At 40.8% G+C, this 19,136-nt stretch carries 20 protein-coding genes; 11 read left to right on the top strand and 9 right to left on the bottom strand.

Annotation, left to right across the window (positions count from 1 at the left end; translation table 11 throughout):
- Positions 1–25: 25 nt before the first annotated feature.
- On the bottom strand, positions 26–730 hold the full coding sequence (locus CSC79_RS08795) for a 2OG-Fe(II) oxygenase (RefSeq protein WP_099295448.1): 705 nt from the start codon (positions 728–730) through the stop codon (positions 26–28).
- A gap of 23 nt (positions 731–753) precedes the next feature.
- Between CSC79_RS08795 and CSC79_RS08790 the strand changes: the two genes are divergently transcribed.
- The 9 genes from CSC79_RS08790 to speD all read left to right on the top strand — a co-directional run bounded on the left by CSC79_RS08790 (position 754) and on the right by speD (position 9,286).
- Entirely contained in the window at positions 754–1,158 is a 405-nt protein-coding gene (locus CSC79_RS08790) for a thioesterase family protein (protein ID WP_099295447.1), read from the top strand.
- A gap of 140 nt (positions 1,159–1,298) precedes the next feature.
- Positions 1,299–1,880 carry an aminodeoxychorismate/anthranilate synthase component II gene (locus CSC79_RS08785; protein WP_099295446.1) on the top strand — a complete coding sequence of 194 codons (582 nt, stop codon included), beginning with the start codon at positions 1,299–1,301 and terminating at the stop codon, positions 1,878–1,880.
- A 50-nt stretch (positions 1,881–1,930) separates the two neighbouring features.
- The gene (locus CSC79_RS08780) at positions 1,931–3,091 is read left to right on the top strand and encodes an HDOD domain-containing protein (protein WP_099295445.1); all 1,161 of its coding nucleotides are present in this window, start codon (positions 1,931–1,933) and stop codon (positions 3,089–3,091) included.
- Between the two features lie 515 nt (positions 3,092–3,606).
- Entirely contained in the window at positions 3,607–4,812 is a 1,206-nt protein-coding gene (locus tag CSC79_RS08775) for an aspartate aminotransferase family protein (protein WP_099295444.1), read from the top strand.
- A gap of 86 nt (positions 4,813–4,898) precedes the next feature.
- Positions 4,899–5,915: an arginine N-succinyltransferase gene (gene astA, locus CSC79_RS08770; RefSeq protein WP_099295443.1), complete on the top strand. Its 1,017-nt coding sequence runs from the start codon at positions 4,899–4,901 to the stop codon at positions 5,913–5,915.
- Positions 5,916–5,930: 15 nt separating this feature from the next.
- Positions 5,931–7,400 carry a succinylglutamate-semialdehyde dehydrogenase gene (gene astD, locus CSC79_RS08765; RefSeq protein WP_099295442.1) on the top strand — a complete coding sequence of 490 codons (1,470 nt, stop codon included), beginning with the start codon at positions 5,931–5,933 and terminating at the stop codon, positions 7,398–7,400.
- 146 nt (positions 7,401–7,546) lie between these two features.
- On the top strand, positions 7,547–7,894 hold the full coding sequence (locus CSC79_RS08760) for a DUF3802 family protein (RefSeq protein ID WP_058560821.1): 348 nt from the start codon (positions 7,547–7,549) through the stop codon (positions 7,892–7,894).
- Positions 7,895–7,972: 78 nt separating this feature from the next.
- A complete protein-coding gene (locus tag CSC79_RS08755) occupies positions 7,973–8,386 on the top strand; it encodes an OsmC family protein (RefSeq protein ID WP_099295441.1) in 414 nt (137 codons plus the stop codon).
- 87 nt (positions 8,387–8,473) lie between these two features.
- Positions 8,474–9,286 (top strand): adenosylmethionine decarboxylase, encoded by an 813-nt coding sequence (gene speD, locus CSC79_RS08750; RefSeq protein WP_058560823.1) that lies wholly within the window; start codon positions 8,474–8,476, stop codon positions 9,284–9,286.
- Positions 9,287–9,383: 97 nt separating this feature from the next.
- Here the strand turns inward: speD and CSC79_RS08745 are convergent, their stop codons facing one another.
- Positions 9,384–9,824, bottom strand: a complete 441-nt coding sequence (locus tag CSC79_RS08745) for a hypothetical protein (RefSeq protein ID WP_099295440.1) — start codon at positions 9,822–9,824, stop codon at positions 9,384–9,386.
- Positions 9,825–9,842: 18 nt separating this feature from the next.
- On the bottom strand, positions 9,843–10,031 hold the full coding sequence (locus CSC79_RS08740) for a hypothetical protein (RefSeq protein WP_143483825.1): 189 nt from the start codon (positions 10,029–10,031) through the stop codon (positions 9,843–9,845).
- Positions 10,032–10,253: 222 nt separating this feature from the next.
- Here CSC79_RS08740 and CSC79_RS08735 point away from each other — a divergent pair, with 222 nt between their 5' ends.
- Positions 10,254–11,765 (top strand): NAD(P)H-hydrate dehydratase, encoded by a 1,512-nt coding sequence (locus CSC79_RS08735; protein WP_099295438.1) that lies wholly within the window; start codon positions 10,254–10,256, stop codon positions 11,763–11,765.
- A gap of 19 nt (positions 11,766–11,784) precedes the next feature.
- Here the strand turns inward: CSC79_RS08735 and CSC79_RS08730 are convergent, their stop codons facing one another.
- On the bottom strand, positions 11,785–12,234 hold the full coding sequence (locus CSC79_RS08730) for a response regulator (protein ID WP_099295437.1): 450 nt from the start codon (positions 12,232–12,234) through the stop codon (positions 11,785–11,787).
- A gap of 200 nt (positions 12,235–12,434) precedes the next feature.
- Between CSC79_RS08730 and CSC79_RS08725 the strand changes: the two genes are divergently transcribed.
- On the top strand, positions 12,435–13,163 hold the full coding sequence (locus CSC79_RS08725) for a LexA family transcriptional regulator (RefSeq protein WP_167850812.1): 729 nt from the start codon (positions 12,435–12,437) through the stop codon (positions 13,161–13,163).
- Between the two features lie 10 nt (positions 13,164–13,173).
- Here the strand turns inward: CSC79_RS08725 and CSC79_RS08720 are convergent, their stop codons facing one another.
- The 5 genes from CSC79_RS08720 to CSC79_RS08700 form a co-directional block, all read right to left on the bottom strand.
- Positions 13,174–15,516, bottom strand: coding sequence for an ATP-binding protein (locus tag CSC79_RS08720; protein ID WP_099295435.1), 2,343 nt, complete (start codon positions 15,514–15,516; stop codon positions 13,174–13,176).
- A complete protein-coding gene (locus tag CSC79_RS08715) occupies positions 15,513–16,145 on the bottom strand; it encodes a biliverdin-producing heme oxygenase (RefSeq protein WP_099295434.1) in 633 nt (210 codons plus the stop codon). The genes CSC79_RS08720 and CSC79_RS08715 overlap by 4 nt, the downstream gene beginning before the upstream one ends.
- A 242-nt stretch (positions 16,146–16,387) precedes the next feature.
- A complete protein-coding gene (gene groL, locus CSC79_RS08710) occupies positions 16,388–18,037 on the bottom strand; it encodes a chaperonin GroEL (protein ID WP_099295433.1) in 1,650 nt (549 codons plus the stop codon).
- Between the two features lie 47 nt (positions 18,038–18,084).
- The gene (locus CSC79_RS08705; RefSeq protein ID WP_016709118.1) at positions 18,085–18,372 is read right to left on the bottom strand and encodes a co-chaperone GroES; all 288 of its coding nucleotides are present in this window, start codon (positions 18,370–18,372) and stop codon (positions 18,085–18,087) included.
- A gap of 151 nt (positions 18,373–18,523) precedes the next feature.
- On the bottom strand, positions 18,524–19,000 hold the full coding sequence (locus tag CSC79_RS08700; RefSeq protein ID WP_099295490.1) for an FxsA family protein: 477 nt from the start codon (positions 18,998–19,000) through the stop codon (positions 18,524–18,526).
- Between the last annotated feature and the right edge of the window lie 136 nt (positions 19,001–19,136).

The raw sequence follows: 19,136 nt of genomic DNA, 5'->3' as shown, positions 1-19,136 counted from the left end.
TTACCGCTTACCGCTTACCGTTCGTTTAACTCTGCGGAGTCCCGTATATTTGCTCTGCACGGTTAAACATCACCCATGAAGTCAAAATATACTTATCGTTAGAGATGGGCTTGTTGCCACGGTGAGTATGGGTAAAATAGCCCGGAGCAATGACCATGGTGCCTTTTTTTGGTGAAATTTTACGTTGTTGATAGTAAAACTCAGTCTCGCCACCTTCTTCAACATCGTTCAGGTAAAACATAAAGAGTAACACTCGGTGCAGCGCTTCGTTATGCCCAGCCTGTGGGTAAACCTCACTATGCCAATAAGGGTAGCCGCCTTTGTTTGTCTCGTATTTTTGCGCTTGAATATTGCCCAGGCGAAAAATCTGCTGCACTAATAAAGGTAGTTGAGGTTTGCCAATTTCATCAAAGTTAGCTTGCGTTAAATCGGTCGGTACGCCTGTTTTTGGGTGATACACTTTTAGTCCAAATGCACCTATCATCATGAAAATATGTTCTTCAAGGTATTTAAATACGTAGCCTGCAGTGGTCTGTTGAATGTGTTTTAGTTGCTCTGAATATTCAGGATAATTATATAAATGTAGATCTTGGCTGTCTTTTTTAGCTAAATCTACACCGCCTGAAGTCATACCTTGTTTTAGATGCGGGCTTTGTTCAAAGAGCGTGATAAAGTTATCACAAAATTCATTGCTTAGGGCGTTATCGTAAACGCGAATAAAGTCCGTCATGAGCTGCCTTTATTGGAATTATTATGTTTGTAGAAAAAATTACACCGCGCTTTAGCGAAACCGATGTATTAGGACACATCAACAATACCGTACTACCGGTATGGTTTGAAGCTGCTCGAGCGCCTATTTTCAAATTTTTTACACCAGATCTGAATCCTCACGATTGGAAATTGATCATTGCTAAAGTAGAAGTAAGTTTTGTCGGTGAGCTTTTTTATGGTCACGACGTTGAAGTTAAATCCACAATTGAGCATATTGGTTCAAGCTCTTTTGTTATTCGCCAAGAGGCTTATCAACAAGGGCAATGTTGTGCCGTAGGCAAAACCGTAATGGTGCGTTATGACTTTGAAAGTAAGTGTTCTGTCGCGCTATCAAAAGCTGAAAAAGATGCTTTGTCAGCGCATTTAGTCATGAGTGAACAGCTTTAAGACCTTTAGTTAGTGAGTCTCCAAGCAGGTACTGTTTACAGATCTCGAATGTTTTTAGAAGACAATACACTGCAACTTGTCAGTGATTAAGATAGAATGCCATCCCATTATTCTGATGATGCTTTTGGGTTACTAAATTCATGCTGTTGATGATCGATAATTATGACTCGTTCACTTATAACTTGGTGCAATACTTTCAACGCCTAGATCAAGAAGTGTTGGTAAAGCGCAATGATGAGTTAACAATATCGCAGATAAAACAATTAAAGCCGCAGCATGTTGTTATTTCACCAGGGCCTTGTTCACCTAATGAGGCGGGTATATCGCTCGATGTGGTGAAACAATTAAAAGGTGTTTTTCCTGTGCTAGGTATTTGCCTTGGGCACCAAACCATTGCCCAAGCATTAGGTGCAAATGTTGTGCGCGCAAAACAGGTTATGCATGGTAAAACATCACCGGTATATCATCGTGAGCAAGGTGTTTTTAAAGGCTTAGCAAAGCCGTTAACCGTATGTCGCTACCACTCATTGGCTGTTGAGCCACAAGGGTTACCCGCTGAACTTGATATAACAGCATGGACACAAACACAAACAGGTGACTTTGAGTATATAATGGGGCTTGCGCACAAAGAGCTTGCTTTAGAAGGGGTGCAGTTTCATCCTGAAGCAATATTAACAGAACAAGGGCTTGAATTACTTGCCAACTTTTTAACTCGGTTCTAGGCTTAGGGTTAATTTACCGTTCTCCGCTTATTTATTAAAGAAAAGATTAAATGACAGACATCAAGCGCCAACAGATCACAGCCAATGTTTTAGAGCAACGAGCACATGACTTATTGCTTGGTCATAACTTTGCGCAACGTCAAATTGGTTATATTCATACGCTTGAGATCAATTACGGTGAGCCGATAAAGCAGCGTACATTACTTGAAGTAGAAATGGCGGCGCATACGAAACGTAAAGAGACGAGCACAGCACACCATAAGTACCGCGCGCAGGCTAGCCAGCAGCTACACAATGCAATTGAAGCTGCTATGAAAAAACAGCTTGCTGATATAGATAGTGTATTACATGAAACAATTGGTATTGAAGATAATGTGCCTGCTATTTTAGATATCTTGTCTGTTAAGTCTGCGTCTGTCGGTCGTTTGGAGCCTCTTGTAAACGATTTGAGTTGGTTAGGACGCGAGCTCGTCACTTTTGTAAACTTACCCTACTATCGCAAACAGCGTAATAAGCACACCTCAGTTAAGGTCGACAGTCCTTCACTTGCATTACGATACATAGGCCTTGATAACTTAAAGTTTGTGGTGCCAACATTTGCTGTTCGCCATTGGATGCCGCATAGCACAGAGCCTTTCCCATTACTTAAACGTCGCCTGCGTGATAATTCAATGGCATGTGCAATTGCTGCACAAGAAATTGCAAAATTAAATGGCGTTAATGACATTCATGCCTTTACGCTCGGGATGTTATTAGATGTTGGCAAAATAGCATTGGTTCGCTTGTATTTGCGTACATTTGAATTAGTTTGGCGTCGTAAAGTCACTTTAGCCAGAGAAGAACAACATAAAGACTTACATACAGCACTGCTAGAATTAAAGCCAGATCCTTTGTTTTTGAGTACGTTACTCAGCGAGCAATCATTAAAAATAACAGCAAAGGTAATTGAAAAAATGGCATTTCGCTATTTGCCTTTTAACTATGTGATGGAGCAATTGACTACAGGGCTTGCAAAGGGCGATTCACTGTTGCCTTTAACAGCGGTAATGCAAAAAGCGCGCTGTTACTCGCAGTATGTTACGCTTACAGAGCACCAATTGGTTGAAAGCGATGAGGCACAGCGGTGGTTTGAGTATATAGACTTTTCTAAAGCTGAGTTGCAGCATTTAGAGAAGGTTAATTTACAGAACTTCCATATTAAATTAGATTGATCACACGCTACGATTGACCACGTTAATGCAAAGCCAGCCTGACTTTGGCTCTGCTATCGGTAATTGTGCCTATATGATTGCAGCAGTTCTGAACGTAATCATGTAATATTTTTATTTTTACAGACTAAAACTCAACTAATTATAAAATAATTGTTAATTTTTTTGCGACTATTCATTCATCATTCAGTCCATTCTTTCTCCACTATTTCAATGTGACAGACTCCTGCAGTGAGTTACAGAGCGGCTTGATGCTCTAAAAAAGAAACAAGCGCTCACTGCAAATAGTTATTCACTATCTATGAAATAATATCTCAATCCCTTTATTTACAAGGGTTTCATGAAAGTTTTATAAGAGACAATAGCGTTAAACTCTGAAATAATGGTTACCTGAAAATTGAACCAGAGAGTCTTTTTTTAAATTTAGGCTATGCTGATTTGCATCATTGAACATGTGGTGAAGTTTATAATCTAGCGGCTTTGTACTCTCTGCGATATCACAATTAAGAGGAATTAAAATGACAGTCAATCGCGAATTATTTGATCAAGTAATGGTACCTAACTACGCACCTTCAAGCGTAATTCCTGTTCGTGGCGAAGGTTCGCGCGTATGGGATCAGCAAGACCGTGAGTATATCGACTTTGCTGGTGGTATTGCCGTTAACTGTCTGGGTCACTGCCACCCTGCATTAGTCAATGCATTAAAAGAGCAAGGTGAAAAAATTTGGCATTTATCAAATGTTATGACCAATGAACCAGCACTTCGCCTAGCTAAAAAGCTAGTTGATGCAACATTCGCTGATAAAGTTTATTTTGCCAATTCAGGCGCAGAAGCAAATGAAGCGGCGCTTAAATTAGCGCGTCGTTTAGCACTTGAAGAATTCGGTGCTGAAAAATCACAAATCATTGCATTTAATAAAGGCTTCCACGGCCGTACATTCTTTACTGTTACTGTGGGTGGTCAAGCGGCTTACTCAGATGGCTTTGGTCCTAAGCCTGGCGATATTGTACATTGTGATTACAATGATTTAGCTGCATTTGAAGCACTTATCTCAGATAAAACATGCGCCGTAATGATGGAACCTCTACAAGGTGAAGGCGGTATCATCTCGCCAACAGACGAGTTCGCAAAAGGTGTTCGCGAGTTATGCGACAAACACAATGCGCTACTTATTTTCGATGAAGTGCAAACAGGTGTTGGCCGTACGGGTGAGCTATATGCATATCAAGGTTTAGGCGTAACGCCAGATATCCTTACATCAGCTAAAGCGTTAGGTGGTGGGTTCCCAATTGGTGCAATGCTGACGACGACTGAAATAGCTAAACACCTTAAAATTGGTACGCATGGCTCTACATACGGTGGTAACCCACTCGCATGTGCTGTAGGTGAAGCGGCTTTTGATACAGTTAATACATCAGAGGTTCTTGCTGGTGTTAAAGAAAAAGAAGCGTTATTCCGTGAGTTATTAACTGCAATCAATGACAAGTACAACGTGTTCTCTGAAGTACGTGGTCAAGGCTTGTTGATTGGTGCTGTAGTTAACGAACAGTTTAAAGGCCGTGCGAAAGAGTTTTTAGTTGCTGGTATCAATGAAGGTGTTATGTCATTAGTTGCAGGCGCTGACGTTGTTCGCTTTACTCCTTCTCTTGTAATACCAGAAGCAGATATTCGCGAAGGTATGGCACGTTTTGAAAAAGCAGTTGCTAAAGTTGTGAACGGTTAATTACCCGTCTCATCTTATTTAGGGCAAGTAGAAAGCTTGCCCTGACATTCTAATTTACCGTTATATATAAGGGAGCAAGCGGACTCATGATGATCCTTCGCCCAATCCAGCAATGTGATTACCCAGCTTTATTGAAAATAGCCCACGAATCGGGCCATGGCTTTACGTCTTTACCGAATAACGAAGCGTTATTACAAAAGAAAATAGACCATTCATTAAGCTCATTCGCAAAAAGTGCATCTCACCCGGGTGATGAAGGTTACTTGTTTGTTCTTGAAGATAGCGAAACAGGTGAAGTCGTCGGAACTTCGGCTATTGAAGCCGCTGTAGGTTTAGATGATGCATTTTACCATTATCATTTAAGTAAAGTGATTCACTCATCACGTACGCTTGATGTATACAAAGCGGTTGATATTTTAACGCTCTGTAACGATTACACCGGCGCTACTGAATTGTGCACGTTATTTTTGAAAGATGGTTACCGTAAAAATAATAACGGTAAACTGCTGTCAAAAGCACGCTTTATGTTTATAAAACAACATCAGCAGCGTTTCGCTGAAACAGTTATTGCAGAAATGCGTGGTGTATCGAATGAAAATGGTGATAGCCCATTTTGGCAATGGCTCGAAGAGCACTTTTTCTCAATGGATTTCCCAACGGCAGATTACCTAACTGGCATTGGCCAAAAAGTGTTTATTGCTGAACTAATGCCTAAATACCCAATTTACGTGAACCTGTTAAGTAAAGGTGCACAAGAAGTGATTGGCAAAGTCCATAACAATACACGCCCAGCAATTGAGTTATTAAAAAGTGAAGGCTTCACCTTTAATGGCTACGTTGATATTTTTGATGCGGGCCCGACTGTTGAAGCGAAAGTAGGTAATATTGCGACTATTCGTAATGCCAAAAACGTTACCGTAAAAATTGGTGAAAACAGCGGTGATACGCCAGTAATGCTAGCGAATGATAAATTAAATGACTTTAGAGCAACTGTCGCACAGTTAAACTTCGATGCGACAAGTGCAGAGCTTACATTGCCACAAGCAATGGCAGACGCACTTCATTTACAAGCGGGCGATACCGTTACCGCAACAAGCTTATAATTTAGGAGAAAGTATATGACTCATCCTGCACAATTTATTAATGGTCAATGGTCACAAGGCCAAGGCGATTCATTTAATTCAGTAAACCCTGCAAATAACGACGTTATTTGGCAAGCGAACTCGGCATCTGCTGAGCAAGTAGATGTTGCTGTTAACTCAGCGCGTGAAGCTTTTTACAGCTGGGCAGACAAATCATTCGAAGAGCGTTTAGCGATTGTTAAAACGTTTGCAGCAACGCTTAAAGAACATAGCGAAGAACTTGCTGTAGCGATTGCACAAGAGACAGGTAAGCCATTATGGGAAACCCGTACAGAAGCGGGTGCCATGGTAGGAAAAATCGCTATTTCTGAAAAGGCTTTTTTAGATCGCACCGGTGACGTTGAAAACCCAATGCCACAAGGTCGCGCGATGATCCGTCACAAGCCACACGGTGTTGTTGCTGTATTTGGCCCTTATAACTTCCCAGGACATTTACCTAACGGTCATATTGTTCCTGCGCTTTTAGCCGGTAACACAGTGGTATTTAAACCATCAGAGTTAACGCCTATGGTAGCTGAGCTAACGCTTAAGCTATGGGAAAAAGCCGGTTTACCAGCTGGGGTTATTAACCTTGTGCAAGGTGAAGTTGAAACAGGTAAAGCACTCGCTGCACATAAAGAGATTGATGGCTTGTTTTTCACCGGTTCATCACGCACTGGCCATATTTTACATGAACAGTTTGCAGGCCAGCCAGGTAAAATTCTCGCATTAGAAATGGGTGGTAATAACCCGCTTATCATTACTGATGTAGCTGACACAAAAGCGGCGATCCACGATATTTTGCAATCTGCATTTATTTCAAGTGGTCAACGCTGTACGTGTGCTCGTAAATTATTTTTACCAGCAGGCGAGCAAGGTGACGCAATTCTTGCTGGTTTAATTACCGCGACTAAGGCAATCAAAGTAGGTAACTACGATGATGCTGATCAACCATTTATGGGGTCGATGATTTCATCAGCTGCCGCTGCAGGTATGGCTAAAGCACAACAGCAACTAATTGAACTAGGTGCAGAAGTTTTAGTTGAGCTTACACACACTGAAAATACCGGTTTTGTAACACCTGGTATTTTAGAGTGTAGTAATGTTACTGACTTCCCAGATGATGAGCATTTTGGTCCTTTATTAAAAGTATTCCGCTTTACAGACTTTGATAGCGCAATTGATAAAGCAAACGACACAAGTTTTGGCTTGTCGGCTGGTTTACTAAGTGATAACGCAGCTGATTATGATCACTTCTTACGTCGCATTCGCGCGGGTATTGTTAACTGGAACCGTCCAATAACAGGTGCATCAAGCGCAGCACCATTTGGTGGTATTGGAGCGTCAGGTAATCATAGAGCAAGTGCATATTATGCGGCAGATTACTGCGCATACCCAGTTGCTTCTGTCGAACTTGAAAAAGTCGCGATGCCAGCAACATTGAGCCCAGGTCTAAAAATTGACTAATATTGTGCTCTAGTTTGGTACTAAATAATTAAAAAAGCAGCTTCGGCTGCTTTTTTTGTATTGGTTGCTGGGCAAAGGTAGCAATTAAAAGCGCTTTCTGCTTAAATCATTAGAGTCCCAATAATTTTATTACAGGTGTTTTAATTATGGTTTTAGATAGGCAAGGGTATGATGATCTCATCATGTATCTTACTCAAAATTTAGCGTTATTTGAGAAGCCCGGCGAAATAAAACCTGGCGCTCCTACGATAATGGAGTTAATTGAAGACGATATCGCTGAAAACGTTATGTTGTTATGCGAGCAACACAGTGAGCTTTCAACAGAGCAACGCGGCATGATAGTGCGTGAGGTTGATGGCATTGTTTATGATTTACAAGAAGTGCTCAGCAGTGTTACTAGCAAACAGGTGACCATAGAGCAGCATGCCTTTATTGATGAGTTTGCCGGATTAGTGAAGAATTTATTTGATAATGCTGTTGCTGAAGGGGCTTAAATAAGCTGATTATCGCTTTTTATTGCATCTATTTGTGACTTGCATACAATCAAGAAAACAATTTTTTAGAGTAGAAAAATGCAAGCAAATGTAAAATGGGTTGAAGGCGATACGTTTATTGGTCTTTCAAATTCTGGTCATAATGTAGTATTTGATGCCGGCAGTGACAGCGCAGCACCAAGTCCAATGGAAATGGTATTAATGTCTGTTGGCTGTTGTTCATCTGTAGATGTGGTAAGCATTCTTAAAAAAGCTAAACAAAACTTCTCTGACGTTCAAGTGCAACTAAGCTCAGAACGTGCTGAGTCAGCTCCTCGTGTATTCACCAAGATCAACCTACACTTTGTTGTAACTGGCGATAACGTCTCTGAAAAGCACCTTGCACGTGCGGTGCAACTGTCTGCTGAAAAGTATTGTTCAGTTGCATTAATGCTTGATAAAACAGTAGAAATTACCCACAGTCACGAAGTTGTGCAACAACAGGTAAAATAACGCTTTTTCCCGTGGTGAAATTCGTATAAAATCCGCGAACTTTCATTCTGCAGTGGCAGATTTCACTAGTTTATAGGTTGGTTTATCATGAACAAACCCTTCGATAAAATTAAACTACATGGCTTTAATAACTTAACCAAAAGTTTAAGCTTTAGTATTTACGATATTTGCTACGCAAAGACCGAACAACAGCGTAAAGAATATATTGAATATATCGACGAACAGTATAATGCTGATCGACTAACCGATATTTTAGGTGAAGTGGTTGATATTATCGGCGCAAACATTCTGAATGTTTCTCGCCAAGATTATGATCCGCAAGGTGCCAGTGTCACAATATTGGTGTCTGAGGAGCCAATCGAGCAGCAGCAAACGTATGATGTTGACGAAACACCAGGGCCATTGCCTGACACTGTTGTTGCGCATTTAGACAAAAGCCATATCTGCGTTCATACGTATCCTGAAGCACATCCTGATGATGGTATTTGTACCTTCCGTGCTGATATAGAAGTATCTACGTGTGGCATTATCTCGCCACTAAAAGCATTGAACTTCTTAATTCACAGCTTGGATTCAGACGTGGTGACAATTGACTACCGTGTACGTGGTTTTACCCGTGATGTAGATGGTGTAAAACATTATATTGATCATGCGATTAATTCGATTCAGAATTACATGACTGAAGATACCAAAGAAGCGTATCAAATGATGGATGTGAACGTGTATCAAGAAAACTTGTTCCACACTAAGATGATGCTAAAAGAGACCGATTTAAATACTTATTTATTTGGTGTTTCTACAGATGACTTATCAGATGACGAAGAAGAAGAAATTCGTTCTAAGTTAACCCGTGAGATGCAAGAGATTTTCTACGGCCGTAACTTACCTGATACAGAATAAGCTCAGTTTTATTCTTAAAAAGGCGCATAACGAAAGTTGTGCGCCTTTTTTGTTTGTGCAAGCTAGTGAGAGTAAAGTTAGTTTGAATAAAGTGTTCTCAGTGTTGGTGGTAAACTTGCCAGTAGGCTTTAGCGCCTAATAAAAAGCAAATACCAACGTATAGCCAAACCGAGCTGGCTACTAATTGCCAAATATCAAGCTCAGTTGAGCGAATAAGTAAGGGTATTGCAATTAAAGCACGGGCTACGCATATCAATGCTATGGTTGATAAAGCCGCTGTGATTAAAGGTAATTTTCGTATCAAACCCGCAGCACAAAACGCATAGGCACTACAGGTAAACATAAGGCCAGCAACTATAATGGTGGCAGCAGGCGCAAGGTAGGTGCCTTGTTGAGCTAACTCAATTAAGGCTTGCGGCGCCCTAGCAAAAGCATACCAGCTAGGCCCACCCCAAATACAGAGTAAGTGCCAGGTAGCCGCGGCAAATGCGATAACCCCTGCGCTGATTAACAGTCTCTCAGTGTTATTTTGTTGCATGATCTAAATCTACTTTTATCATTCTATAGTTTCATCATCAGGAGGGTCGCCAGAATCTTCTTTACGCTTACGTTGTTCTTGTTTGGCTTTTTGAACATTCTCAAATTGCGGAGGCGGAATAGGGAATAACGAAATCAGCGGGCAGAAAGACAAAAATAAAAATGCACCCCGAGACATGGTTTGACCCGAGGCCAGAATTTTTCTCATGGCCCACACTATAATAAGTAACAGTAAGGTGACGGCAAGCCAATGTAGTAATAATATGCCAAGTCCAACCTTATCTAATAAATCCATTTGTTTACAATATAGTTCCTAATAAATAGTTAGTGTGGGTTAATTGAACAATATCAAGTCAGTGAAACTCACTTGTTATTTGACTGCTCTTGTGAGCACTTATATGCTGATAAAAAGCCATGATTAAGGTCGAATATGTCAGCAAAATTACCCCAATGTGTATTTAGAGCCGAGCAAGTACGCAGATACGAGCCTAGTGCAGCAGAGCAAAGCGCTGTGTCTATGTATACACTGATGGAGCGTGCAGGGAAGGCAGTGTTTGAGCAGGTAATTAAACATTACCCACATGCGCAAAATTATGTCATTTTAGTTGGCGTTGGCAACAATGCTGGTGATGGCTATATTGTTGCAAGCTTAGCAAAACAAGCAGGTAAACAGGTTACGGTGATTGCTGCATTACCAGATAAGCCTTTAACAGGAGATGCGCTAACAGCGCAAAAAGCGTGGTTGGCTGTTGGCGGTGAAATATCAAATTATGACCCGAAAACGATAAAAACTGCTGACATTATTATAGATGGATTACTGGGAACAGGCCTTAAAAATGAGGTGCGAGAGCCATTTACTAAGCTAATAAAAACGGCCAACAATAGCCCAGCACCCATTGTTGCGATTGATTTACCTTCGGGCATTAATGCTGACACCGGGGTTGTACACGGTGTTGCTATTCAAGCTGAGTTTAGCGTTACTTTTGTTGGCATAAAGCAAGGCTTAGTGACGGGCGAGGGCAGAGCACACACTGGTAAATGTGAATTTGCAGACTTAGGCGTTGGTCAAGCGTTTATCCAGTTGGCTACACCCAGCGCAGAGCTTATTAATTATGACGGCATTCAAGGCTTAACTAAGCGACAAAACAACAGCCACAAAGCCAGTCATGGCAAGTTACTGTGTGTTGGTGGTAATGCGGGCACTGCTGGGGCTATACGCTTAACAGGTGAGGCCGCGCTGCGCAGTGGTGCAGGTATGGTAAAAGTATACACTCATCCAGAGTCAGTCCTTGCAGTGAGTATTGGTCGGCCTGAGCTGATGGTCACCACGGCTGATTTAACTTCAGCACTCGAGTGGGCTACATGCATAGCCATTGGTCCAGGGCTTGGCCAAGACTCATGGGCTAAATCCACTTTTGAGGCGGTCATTCAACACTGTGTTGACCACAATAAAGCAATGGTTGTCGATGCCGATGCGTTAAATCTTATTGCTCAGCAATCAGCGCCAATTACACTGAAAAACACGGTATTCACCCCGCATCCAGGCGAAGCCGCACGGCTACTTGATTGTACCATTAATGATATAGAGTCAGACCGTTATCAAAGCGCACAAAAACTGGCAGAAACATATTCAACGACCTGTGTACTCAAAGGGGCAGGCAGCATTATCACTGACGGCACTAAAGCGTGGGTATGTACTGATGGCAACCCCGCGCTAGCGGTCGGCGGCAGCGGTGATGTGCTCACAGGCATTATTGCAGGCCTGATTGCACAAGAGTTAACAACTGAGCAAGCTGCGTGTTTTGGTGTTACCTTGCATGCTAAAGCGGGCGATGTTTTAGCAAAGGCTGAAGGAGAGCGTGGAATGTTACCAAGTGATTTGTATATCGTTGTAAGGCAGCTGATGCAAAAATTGGCAAACAACGATAAGTTTGTGGGGTGAGCAGAAAAGGTTTTAAACTTTAGTCTAAAACAATTCTAGCTTGAACAAGCCAATATTGAGTTAACATTTTCATTGATTCAACTAAATCAAAATAACTTGATGGTTTGGTCATGAATGCATTCGTGCCTAAGCTATAGCATTGTTTAATATCAATTTCTGAATCTGAGGTAGTAAAAATAATAATCGGAATATGACGGTAACGCTCCGATTTTTTTAGTTCAACTAATGCTTCTTTCCCACCCTTTCTTGGCATGTTTAAATCTAATAGGATAAGACTTGGTAAAATTTTATTTTTATCAAGTGCTTCAATTAATTGCATGCCGTCATCTACAAATTGGATTTTACTTTCGTCGACGTTGTTTTCAACAAGGGCATCGCGTATAAGCTCTTGATCATCAAGATCATCATCAGCAACTAAAATAAAGCTCACAGAGCGTAATTTTTTAGTAAATAATTTGTCGTTAAACATTGGAAACCCCTGAGTTTATGGAATGTGGCTTATCTTTGTTATTTAGCTACTTTTTCATTAAAAACAACAATTAAGTAATTTTTTACTCAAGTAGTATATACTTCAGCTAAGCAGGTGTTATATTAACTTGCTTATACCCATAACACAAACATAAGTTTATTAATAACGCGATGATATCAAATAATAGTAGTACAAATAGAGTGACAGCTCTACGCGAAAAGTTGAACCTATCGCAACAAGAGTTTGCAGATAAGATAGGCATAACTCAAGGGGCTTTATCGCAATTAGAATCGGGGAAGTCGACCTTATCTCTCAGTACTATTACTAAAATAAGCAAAGAGTTTAATGTTGACTGCAATTGGCTTATTTTGGGAATAGAGGGGTATGATGATTCGCATTTTCAGAATTATCAAAAGGTCCTAGAGTCTTCATTTATTCCACTTGTAAAGGAAGAGGCGCATGCAGGTTACATAGACCAATGCAGCGATGAAGGCTATATAAATACCTTAGATGTCTATAAAATTCCAGGATTTGAAAATGGTAACTATCGACTCTTTGAAGTAGAAGGCGACAGCATGTTGCCTACTATTCGCCCCAGAGAAACGGTTATCACTGAGCAAGTTAAAGACATTATACAGTTAGAAAACGGTTCTGTTTGCGTTGTTGTCACTAAGGATGGCATTGTCGCTAAGCGCCTTTTTCGCCATGAAACAACACCTGTCAGTTACTTATTCAAAAGTGATAACCCGGAATACAAAACTTACACTATCCACGCAGATGATATTTTAGAGGTTTGGCACGTGAAGGCAAAAATAAGCTCTATAACTGATCAGGAATCTTATATTCAAAATCAGCGTTTTCAGTCTATTGAAGATGAAATTAGACAATTAAAAGAGCATATCAATAGAGTTTTACCGCCACAAACGTAGCGGTAAAATACTAAAGCTGATTTAACTCCACTTCTCTTAGCGGCAACGTAACGTAAAATTGTGCGCCTTCATTAATGCTTGATTGTGCTGTAATGGATCCATAGTGGCGTTCGATTATTTTCTTACAAATTGCTAAGCCTAATCCTGTTCCTTCGTAGGCATGTTTAGAGTGAACACGTTCAAAGAGGTTAAATATTCTGTCTTTAAACTCACTGTTAAAACCAATTCCATTATCAATAACAGCAACGACTATATGTTCATCCGATCGTTCAATTAACTTAATTTCTATAACTGGTGGTTGATTTAAGTGACTGAATTTAAGTGCATTGAGAATTAAATTTTGAAATAAGCGTTGGATTTGCCGCTTATCGCCATAGATTTCACCGATGTCGTCTATGTGAAACTTGGCTGACTTATCAGCTATAATTAGCTCCAAATCATCAATAATTTCGTCAAAAATATCTTGTGCTAAAAAGCGACGGAAATCTTCACCTTTTCGGTTAATTCTAGAAAAGCTCAGTACCCCTTTGATGAGTTTTTGCATTCTTTCAGCAGAATCCATCATGCGTGAGATATACGAAGCGTTTTTTTCTCCAATCGGTTCTTTAGAGTTTTGCAGGCGATCGCCGAACATTTGTATTTTACGTAAAGGCTCCTGTAAATCATGAGATGCAACAAAAGCAAAACGTTCTAACTCTTTGTTAGACTCTTCAGCTGTTCTAAGTGCAATTTCAAGGTCAAGTTCGGCTTGCTGTCGGGTAAGTATTTCCGCTTTTAAAGCGACGGTTCGCTCATTCACTTTAGTTTCTAATACGTTATTTAGCTTTTTAAGTCGCTCTGATTTTTCAATTACATGATTAATCAAATGATTGCGAAACTTTAAGGCGCAAGATATTTCGTTGGCTTGCCAAGGAGTACATTTATTGCGAACATTTTCTTGCCATAGACGAAATGAGCTGCGAGGCATCAGGCGATGGCTACCATCATCAAGAAACTCAATTATTTTTTCGGGCTTTCCGCCCCAATTTTTTGTTTCAATAACCTCTTTACGAAACCACATAATAAATAGGTTTTCATTGGTAGAAATAGGCATAGCGAGTACGCCGCTTGCTAACTTAGCAAACTTTCCAAATTCAGCCTGTTCATTAGATAAATGATGATTATGATAAAGTAACTCATCTTCTAAATGATGCTCTTTTATCCATTCAAACAAATTATCAATATCTTCATTTTTAGGCACACTACCAAAATGTTCAATATCTTTTTCCAGCCGCCATGCAACACCATCAGCATGTAGCATGCTAAGTAAGGCTGGGGCTTGTTTGCGTAAACCATCAATGAAAAACACCTCTTCAGACATATGCTCTGCTATTTCTGCACTGATTGAGGTGGCATTGGCTTCTTGAATTGCTTCAGCTGATTGCGTTTTGAGCGAGATAATATAAGAGAGCATCAGCCCCATGTATTGTGCAACTTGTCGTGCTTCAAAGGGAACAACATGGCTCGAGTAATGGTGGCAAGCAATCAATCCCCATAATTTATCGGCAATAATAATGCTGATGGACATTGATGCTTTAACTCCCATATTGCGCAAGTATTGGCAATGGATAGGAGACACACTTCTTATTGTACAAGAGCTTAAATCTACCGGTTTATCTTGTGGGTAGATAGGCGATACCTCTGCATTTACATCGGCAAGTAACCTGATCGGGTTACGTAAATATAAAGCGCGCGCTTGCTTTGGAATATCTGACTCAGGAAAATGTTGGTGAAGGAATGAGTTTAACTCATCTTTTTTGGCTTCAGCCACGACTTGACCATTATATTCATGGTCAAATTGATAGAGCATAACGCGATCAAAGCCGGTTAAGTTACGAACCTCTTTTACTGCGGTGTCGTATGACGAGCTTAGCTCTTTTGAGTCAGTAATTAGATGAAGTGATTGCTTCATCAGGTAATTCATAGGGTCAAAACTTGAGTGGTCTTTCTTTTTGCTAAACTCAAGTTCAATGAGTAGATATTCATCGTTACGAGAAATAGCGCCTTTGAGCGAGGTGTCGGTCGGTTTTCCTTTTATCTCAATGGCAAGGGGGTTAATAGTATGAAAGTCTTGCTCAGCTTTGTTTCTCTGGATGATGCTGAATGTATTCGCCTCAAAAATATCACTTATATGTGACCCTAATAAGCACTCTTTTTGCATATTTAAAAGTGGTAAAATGTTTTCGCTAAAATAGCATACCTTGAGAGTTTGAGGATCAACAACAAGCAAGTATCCATGGGGTTGAATAGAGCCAGGGATATGAATAGGTTCTTTGTGGCAATTATCTAACGAGACTTCAAACTTATTGTTCAATTTATATCTCCAAGTGATTGGGAGATTATGCTAAATGCCGCGTTCGCTCCCAACAAAATATCATCATCCGAATTGGTGTTGTGGTCATGATATTGTTTTAATGCATGTATATATTGAGCCCACTTTTCACCTCTAAGATCGCCATAGCTATAGAAAAAGCGGATCCCTTCAAGCTCATTTATCCAATTATGTTTTTTAAGCGCTCTAAATATGTGACCTCCACCCATGGTGGCGCCTTCCATTACATACATCATTCCGAATGCTTGTGATACGTTGCAGATTTTATTTAGATCAATACATTTGTTCGAATTAGCAGGGAGGGTTGGCCGAGATACTTGTAAATAAGCAATATCTTTATCTAACCAGTCAAGCTTACTGCGGCCAACAAGCAGTTGCTGTGTAGCTTTAAAGGATGATATGGCCTGTTCCATAATAGAATAGCTATTGCGCATCGCGATTAAAATATTTAAATACGTTTGTTGCGTCATATCCTTATCGAACAATATAGCTCCTAGCTGTTTTTCTACCTGAGAGTGAAGAGAGTTTGTACGATTTTTTATAAAGGTATGGATGTTACTATGACTGCTATCTCTAATTATTTTTGTGGTGCCTGATACAGCTGAGTCCATTATTATCCTGAAAGTTTCTTAGTGGATGTGATGTTTTTCGAACAGTATATACATAGGTACTAGTATGTTAAATAGAAATTTAAGACTAAAGTGCATGAGTAATCAGTAAGCGCTATTTTTTTAAAATCGACCCCGATAGCAAGTAAGTATCTATTTTTGGAAGTGAAGAAGCGATCAATCAAGGGCAAAAACCCAGCCGAAGCTGGGTTTTTATAAGCGAGGTGCTTAGGAGGTGATGTTTATCACATCATGCCGCCCATGCCACCCATGCCGCCCATGCCACCCATATCAGGGGCACCAGCTGGCTCATCTTTTGGAATTTCAGCAACCATGGCTTCAGTGGTGATCATTAGACCCGCAATCGAACCTGCAAATTGTAGTGCAGAGCGCGTTACTTTAGTTGGATCTAAGATACCCATTTCAAGCATGTCGTTGTATTCGCCAGATGCTGCGTTGTAACCGTAGTTACCTTCGCCGCCTTTAACTGCGTTAATGACTACAGACGCTTCGTCACCTGCGTTAGTTACGATTTGACGAAGTGGCGCTTCCATAGCACGTAGTGCTACTTTGATACCGTGGCTTTGGTCTTCGTTGTCGCCTACAAGTGCAGCTAGTTTGCTAGCAGCACGTACTAGTGCAACACCACCACCAGGCACTACGCCTTCTTCAACCGCTGCGCGAGTTGCGTGTAGTGCATCTTCTACGCGGTCTTTTTTCTCTTTCATTTCGATTTCAGTTGCTGCGCCAACTTTGATTACTGCAACACCGCCGGCAAGTTTTGCCATACGCTCTTGTAGTTTCTCTTTGTCGTAGTCAGACGTTGCTTCTTCGATTTGTGCTTTGATTTGTGAAACACGACCGTTGATGCCATCTTCTTCGCCAGCACCGTCGATGATCGTTGTATCATCTTTAGTGATTACTACGCGCTTAGCTGTACCTAAGTCTTCGATTGTTGCTTTTTCAAGCTCAAGACCGATTTCTTCAGAGATAACAGTACCGCCTGTTAATACCGCGATGTCTTGTAGCATTGCTTTACGACGGTCGCCAAAACCAGGTGCTTTAACAGCTGATACTTTAACGATGCCGCGCATGTTGTTTACTACGAGTGTTGCTAGTGCTTCACCTTCAAGGTCTTCAGCAATGATAAGTAATGGTTTGCTTGCTTTAGCAACGGCTTCTAATGTAGGAAGTAACTCACGGATGTTCGATACTTTTTTGTCTACAAGTAGAATGAATGGGTTATCTAGTTCAACCGCGCCTTTTTCAGCGTTGTTGATGAAATATGGCGATAAGTAACCACGGTCAAACTGCATGCCTTCTACAACATCAAGTTCGTTCTCAAGTGATTGACCTTCTTCAACAGTGATAACACCAGTGTTGCGGCCTACTTTTTCCATCGCTTCTGCAATGATGTCGCCAATCTCTTTATCAGAGTTAGCTGAAATAGTACCTACTTGTGCAATCGCTTTAGTATCAGCACATGGTACTGAAAGTTCTTTAAGCTCTGCAACAGCAGCGATGATTGCTTTATCAATCCCGCGCTTAAGGTCCATTGGATTCATGCCCGCAGCAACTGCTTTTAGGCCTTCATTTACAATAGATTGTGCTAAAACTGTAGCGGTAGTTGTACCGTCACCCGCTGCATCATTTGCTTTAGATGCAACTTCTTTCACCATTTGTGCGCCCATATTCTCAAACTTGTCTTCAAGCTCGATCTCTTTTGCCACTGATACACCATCTTTAGTGATCACTGGAGCGCCAAATGATTTGTCTAATACAACGTTACGACCTTTAGGGCCTAACGTTACACGAACTGCATTTGCTAAGATATTTACGCCAGCTAACATTTTACCGCGTGCGTCACCTGCAAAAAGTACTTCTTTTGCTGCCATGATTTTTTCCTCTAAATTCTTAAATGTTTGTTAAACGAAAAGTAGGTTTAGCCTACAATGCCTAAAATGTTGTCTTCACGCATGATCAGGTACTCTTGACCTTCGATCTTTTCAGCTTTTTCAACATACGAGCCGAATAACACAGTGTCACCGACTTTAACTTCTAATGCTCTCACATCACCGTTATCTAGAGTACGGCCATTACCAACAGCGACAACTTCTCCGCGCGTTGATTTCTCAGCAGCAGAGCCAGTTAATACAATACCGCCAGCAGACTTGGTTTCTTCTTCTAGACGCTTAACGATCACGCGATCATGTAAAGGACGAATGTTCATTTGTTTAGTTCTCCTAACAGTTTCTGAACAGGACAGAAAAAAGTTTTGTGTGTACTCGTGCAGCTAACTCAGTTGTATTTAACTGCATCGATTTAGTTGTACTCAGTAATGGGGGTAATGCGGAAAAATCCAAGAGAAAAAAATAAAAATTTTAATCTTTTCTCTCGTATTCACCATCAATTGTGGTTGGCTCACTCATTTTACGCGGTTCAGGCTCTTGATGAGTCTGTTGCGTAAAAGGTGAAGGACCTTGCTGCATTCCTGCACTCATGCGAACAGTTGCTTGGCTGGCAAGTCCTGCGGCTAGTTTGTTGCGAATCGCTGGAGTGAGTAGTAAAAAGCCAAATACATCGGTCATAATGCCTGGGGTTAGTAATAAAACACCGGCAATGATCACACATAATCCAGTAAATAATTCTTTGGCGGGCATTTGCCCTTGGGCCATTTGTGTTTGCACATTTTGCAGTGCGCCCATGCCTTGCTGTCTAACTAGTTTTGCACCGCAAATAGCAGTTAAAATCACTAGTGCAATAGTGGCAAAGCCACCAATTACATCGGCTACTTGAATGAGTAACGCGATCTCAATAATTGGTACGAGAATAAATAACAAAAATAAAAATCTAAACATAAAGCTCTCTAAAGTGTGCTCACGTAACATCGTGATGAAATATAAATATGGGCTTACAGGTCTTTTTTCAATAGTAAACGTATAGCGTAAGTACATCGCTACACTTTGCTTTAGCTATCAGCTACTATGAGTTGGG

This window comes from Pseudoalteromonas sp. 3D05, from assembly GCF_002723455.1.
Taxonomy (GTDB): Bacteria; Pseudomonadota; Gammaproteobacteria; order Enterobacterales; family Alteromonadaceae; genus Pseudoalteromonas.
This window is presented reverse-complemented; position numbering and strand designations above follow the sequence as displayed.

What these genes read in the sequence shown, in the direction of transcription:
- CSC79_RS08715 (WP_099295434.1), bottom strand. Translation starts at nt 16,145, where the DNA reads ATGGACTCAGCTGTATCAGGCACCACAAAAATAATTAGAGATAGCAGT.
- astD (WP_099295442.1), top strand. Translation starts at nt 5,931, where the DNA reads ATGACTCATCCTGCACAATTTATTAATGGTCAATGGTCACAAGGCCAA.
- CSC79_RS08780 (WP_099295445.1), top strand. Translation starts at nt 1,931, where the DNA reads ATGACAGACATCAAGCGCCAACAGATCACAGCCAATGTTTTAGAGCAA.
- astA (WP_099295443.1), top strand. Translation starts at nt 4,899, where the DNA reads ATGATGATCCTTCGCCCAATCCAGCAATGTGATTACCCAGCTTTATTG.
- CSC79_RS08730 (WP_099295437.1), bottom strand. Translation starts at nt 12,234, where the DNA reads ATGTTTAACGACAAATTATTTACTAAAAAATTACGCTCTGTGAGCTTT.
- CSC79_RS08735 (WP_099295438.1), top strand. Translation starts at nt 10,254, where the DNA reads ATGTCAGCAAAATTACCCCAATGTGTATTTAGAGCCGAGCAAGTACGC.
- CSC79_RS08795 (WP_099295448.1), bottom strand. Translation starts at nt 730, where the DNA reads ATGACGGACTTTATTCGCGTTTACGATAACGCCCTAAGCAATGAATTT.
- CSC79_RS08790 (WP_099295447.1), top strand. Translation starts at nt 754, where the DNA reads ATGTTTGTAGAAAAAATTACACCGCGCTTTAGCGAAACCGATGTATTA.
- CSC79_RS08740 (WP_143483825.1), bottom strand. Translation starts at nt 10,031, where the DNA reads ATGAGAAAAATTCTGGCCTCGGGTCAAACCATGTCTCGGGGTGCATTT.
- CSC79_RS08705 (WP_016709118.1), bottom strand. Translation starts at nt 18,372, where the DNA reads ATGAACATTCGTCCTTTACATGATCGCGTGATCGTTAAGCGTCTAGAA.
- CSC79_RS08775 (WP_099295444.1), top strand. Translation starts at nt 3,607, where the DNA reads ATGACAGTCAATCGCGAATTATTTGATCAAGTAATGGTACCTAACTAC.
- CSC79_RS08755 (WP_099295441.1), top strand. Translation starts at nt 7,973, where the DNA reads ATGCAAGCAAATGTAAAATGGGTTGAAGGCGATACGTTTATTGGTCTT.
- CSC79_RS08785 (WP_099295446.1), top strand. Translation starts at nt 1,299, where the DNA reads ATGCTGTTGATGATCGATAATTATGACTCGTTCACTTATAACTTGGTG.
- groL (WP_099295433.1), bottom strand. Translation starts at nt 18,037, where the DNA reads ATGGCAGCAAAAGAAGTACTTTTTGCAGGTGACGCACGCGGTAAAATG.
- CSC79_RS08700 (WP_099295490.1), bottom strand. Translation starts at nt 19,000, where the DNA reads ATGTTTAGATTTTTATTTTTGTTATTTATTCTCGTACCAATTATTGAG.
- CSC79_RS08760 (WP_058560821.1), top strand. Translation starts at nt 7,547, where the DNA reads ATGGTTTTAGATAGGCAAGGGTATGATGATCTCATCATGTATCTTACT.
- speD (WP_058560823.1), top strand. Translation starts at nt 8,474, where the DNA reads ATGAACAAACCCTTCGATAAAATTAAACTACATGGCTTTAATAACTTA.
- CSC79_RS08745 (WP_099295440.1), bottom strand. Translation starts at nt 9,824, where the DNA reads ATGCAACAAAATAACACTGAGAGACTGTTAATCAGCGCAGGGGTTATC.